Consider the following 3,016-nt stretch of genomic DNA (forward strand, 5'->3'; position numbering starts at 1 on the left):
GACCTCGTCGAGTTCTGACGTATCCATCCACGAATGGTCTCGAGAATCGACGGAAAACTCGAGCCGACACGCCGACCTAACAAAGTACTACTACGGTCTTGCCAGGGTATCCACGGCGAGCGGTATTCAACGTCTCTTGGCCACAACCGTCAGGAAGATTCTGAACCAGTCGATCCCACCCGACGGAATCCCGATCGAGACGTACGACTGGATCGAACAGATCTACCGGACACCGTCGTACCTGGAAGCAGCCCTCGTCGAGGACTTCGTCTATCCGGATATGGCGGCCGAGCTGAACACGATCCGGCGACGGACGTCGATGCCCCAGAAGCCAGTGCCCGTGACCGTTGCCGCAGCCCACACCGGCTGCTCGACCCCGTGGGGACGCGCGTGGCTGAACAAGCAGCGACGTCTTGCGCGCTACCTCGACGCGAAGTTCACCGTGGTCGAGCACGCGCATCACCACGCGATGATCGATCAGCCCGCCGAGGTCGCAGGGCTGATCGCCGAACTGGTGTGACATCCGAAACAGCTCGACCCGTAACGTGTTCACCTAGCCCGTGCCCAAGACCCGAGCCGAAGCCCGGCGATGGCACGGTAGCGATGGAGAGGAATGTTGGATGGGTGCGATCAGCACTACGCAGGGCCGGCAGTCGAAAATGCTGGGTCTGGGTGTCCACCGCCCGGAGCGGGTGGTCACCAACGACGAGATCTGTGAGTTCATCGATTCGAGTGACGAGTGGATTCAGACGCGGTCGGGCATCAAGAACCGGCGGTTCGCCGATCCTGAAGAGAATGTCGTGCAGATGTCCATCTCGGCTGGTCGCAAGGCACTCGAGGCGAGCGGCATCTCGGCCGAGCAGATCGACACCGTCATCGTCGCCACCTCGACGCATCTCGAGCTGACTCCCCAGGCCGCCGCGAAGGTCGCGCACGGACTCGGCACCAAAGGTCCCGCCGCGTTCGACATCTGCGCCGGATGTGCCGGCTTCTGCTATGCGTTGGCCGTCGCGTCCGACCTGGTCAAGGCCGGCACCTCGCAGTACGTCCTCGTCATCGGTGCGGAGCAGCTCTCCGTGACCACCGACCCGTACGACCGCACCACGCGATTCATCTTCGCCGACGGCGCGGGTGCTGTCGTCGTCGGACAGAGCGACGAGACCGAGATCGGACCTGCGGTATGGGGCTCCGACGGTTCACAGGCCGATGCCATTGTCCAGACAACCGACTGGTACGAGTACATCACCACAGAAGGTCTCGAGCGTCCCTGGATCAGGATGAACGGAATCTCCGTCTTCCGCTGGGCGGCCTTCGAAATGGGCAAAGCGGCGCAGCGGGTCCTCGACGCCGCGGGCATCAAGACCGATGAGCTGCACGCGTTCATCCCACATCAGGCCAACAGCCGAATAACCGAGCTGCTGGCCAGAAGCCTGAACCTCGACGAGGAAACCACCGTCGCGAACGACATCGCCGAAACGGGCAACACCTCGGCCGCGTCGATCCCGCTAGCGATGGAAGAGCTCCTACGTACCGGGAAGGCGAAGGCCGGCGACACCGCGCTGCTCCTCGCGTTCGGCGCCGGGTTGTCGTACGCGGGCCAGGTCGTCAAGCTCCCCACGCTGTAGAACACCCGACGAGATCGAAGTTGTGCTCGAGTTTCACCCGAAACCCGTGCACAACTTCGATCTCGGCTCATCGGTAGGCTCGACGGTATGCCGAAGCCACCGTTGCCCGAAGATGCAATCGAAATCCTGAAGAAGCCGAATCCTGCCGTCATGGCCGTCGTTCGCGCGGACGGAACACCGATCACCGCGCCTACCTGGTACCTGTGGGAGGACGGCAAGATCGTGCTGAACTTCCAGGCTGACCGCAAACGCCTCGAGCACATCCGCGGCAATCCGAAGGTCTCGATCTCTGTGCTCGACGAGGCCAGCTGGTATACCCACGTGACCGTGCACGGCACCATCACGCTGCAGGACGACCCCGATCTGGTGGACATCGACCGCATCTCCACCTTCTACACCGGAGACCCGTATCCGGTTCGCGACCAGGCTCGCGTCACCGGCTACCTCGAAATCGACGCATACGTCGGCTGGGGCAAAGTCGGCTAATGATCTCTCTGCCGGTTGCGGTCACCATCGCGTCGGTGTGCGTGGGGTTCGTTCTGTTCGTGTCCGCTGCTGCGGGCGCCCAGCAGAGATGGGATCGCCGACGCGTCATCGCGCTGCTGGTGGTCGCGATCTGCTGCATTTCCGTCGTGCCGTCGACGGTCGCGCTCGTTGCTGCGGTCTGATCCCGCCACACGCATGATCACCGCGGCGAGCACCGCCAGGCCCATCACGAACGACGCCATCGCGGTCCACCCGAACTGCTGGTAGATCACGCCGCCGAACCATCCGACGACGCTCGATCCGCCGTAGTAGAAGAGGTTGTACAGCGACGTCGCCTGCGCTCGGCCGACGATCGCCCGCTGACCGGTCCACCCCGACGCAATGGCGTGCGCTGCGAAGAACCCGATGGTGAGCACGACGAGGCCGACGAGTATCACGACGAGATTGCTGCTGATCGTCAACGCAACGCCCGCGATCATGACGACCGTGGAGCCGGCAAGGACTGGTCCACGGCCACGCTTGACCGCGAGCAGACCGGCGACCCGCGAGGACACCGTTCCGCTCAGATACGCGAAGAATATGAGACTGATGAGCGACTGAGGCAACCCGAACGGCACACCCTCGAGCCTGAACCCGAGGAAGTTGTAGATCGCGACGAAGCCGCCCATCAGCAGAAAGCCTTGCGCGTACAGCGCGAGCATTCCCGGTTCACGAAAGTTGGCCCACAATCTCGCGCTCAGCGGCGGCCCGTCGGACACCCTGGCGAGAAGGCGTCGAGGCTCCGGGGCGAGGAGCAGAAACAGTCCGGCAGCGACGGCAGCAATCACGGACACCGTCAGTGTGCCGATACGCCAGTTCGTGAATTCCGCGACCGGCCCCGCCACGATCCGTCCGAGCAGACCACC

The 3,016-nt window shown here is 63.5% G+C and carries 4 protein-coding genes; 3 read left to right on the plus strand and 1 reads right to left on the minus strand.

All coding sequences use genetic code 11. The annotated features are described in order from the left end of the window. The 3 genes from A2J03_RS24070 to A2J03_RS24080 all read left to right on the plus strand — a co-directional run. Positions 1-520, plus strand: a 520-nt coding sequence (locus A2J03_RS24070; RefSeq protein WP_442971403.1) for an alpha/beta fold hydrolase, incomplete at its 5' end; no start/stop codon positions are given. A 100-nt stretch (positions 521-620) separates the two neighbouring features. Then, the gene (locus A2J03_RS24075) at positions 621-1,625 is read left to right on the plus strand and encodes a beta-ketoacyl-ACP synthase III (RefSeq protein WP_068379036.1); all 1,005 of its coding nucleotides are present in this window, start codon (positions 621-623) and stop codon (positions 1,623-1,625) included. Positions 1,626-1,712: 87 nt separating this feature from the next. Further along, positions 1,713-2,111, plus strand: a complete 399-nt coding sequence (locus tag A2J03_RS24080; RefSeq protein WP_068379039.1) for a TIGR03618 family F420-dependent PPOX class oxidoreductase — start codon at positions 1,713-1,715, stop codon at positions 2,109-2,111. Here the strand turns inward: A2J03_RS24080 and A2J03_RS24085 are convergent. After that, the coding region (locus A2J03_RS24085) for an MFS transporter (RefSeq protein ID WP_231912697.1) at positions 2,108-3,016 on the minus strand (909 nt) is incomplete at its 5' end. The genes A2J03_RS24080 and A2J03_RS24085 overlap by 4 nt on opposite strands.

The sequence above is a fragment of the Rhodococcus sp. EPR-157 genome (genome assembly GCF_001647195.1).
Lineage (GTDB): Bacteria > Actinomycetota > Actinomycetes > Mycobacteriales > Mycobacteriaceae > Rhodococcoides.

Bases quoted from the DNA above. Each gene is read 5' to 3' on its own strand.
- A2J03_RS24075 (WP_068379036.1), top strand. From the start codon at position 621: ATGGGTGCGATCAGCACTACGCAGGGCCGGCAGTCGAAAATGCTGGGT.
- A2J03_RS24080 (WP_068379039.1), top strand. From the start codon at position 1,713: ATGCCGAAGCCACCGTTGCCCGAAGATGCAATCGAAATCCTGAAGAAG.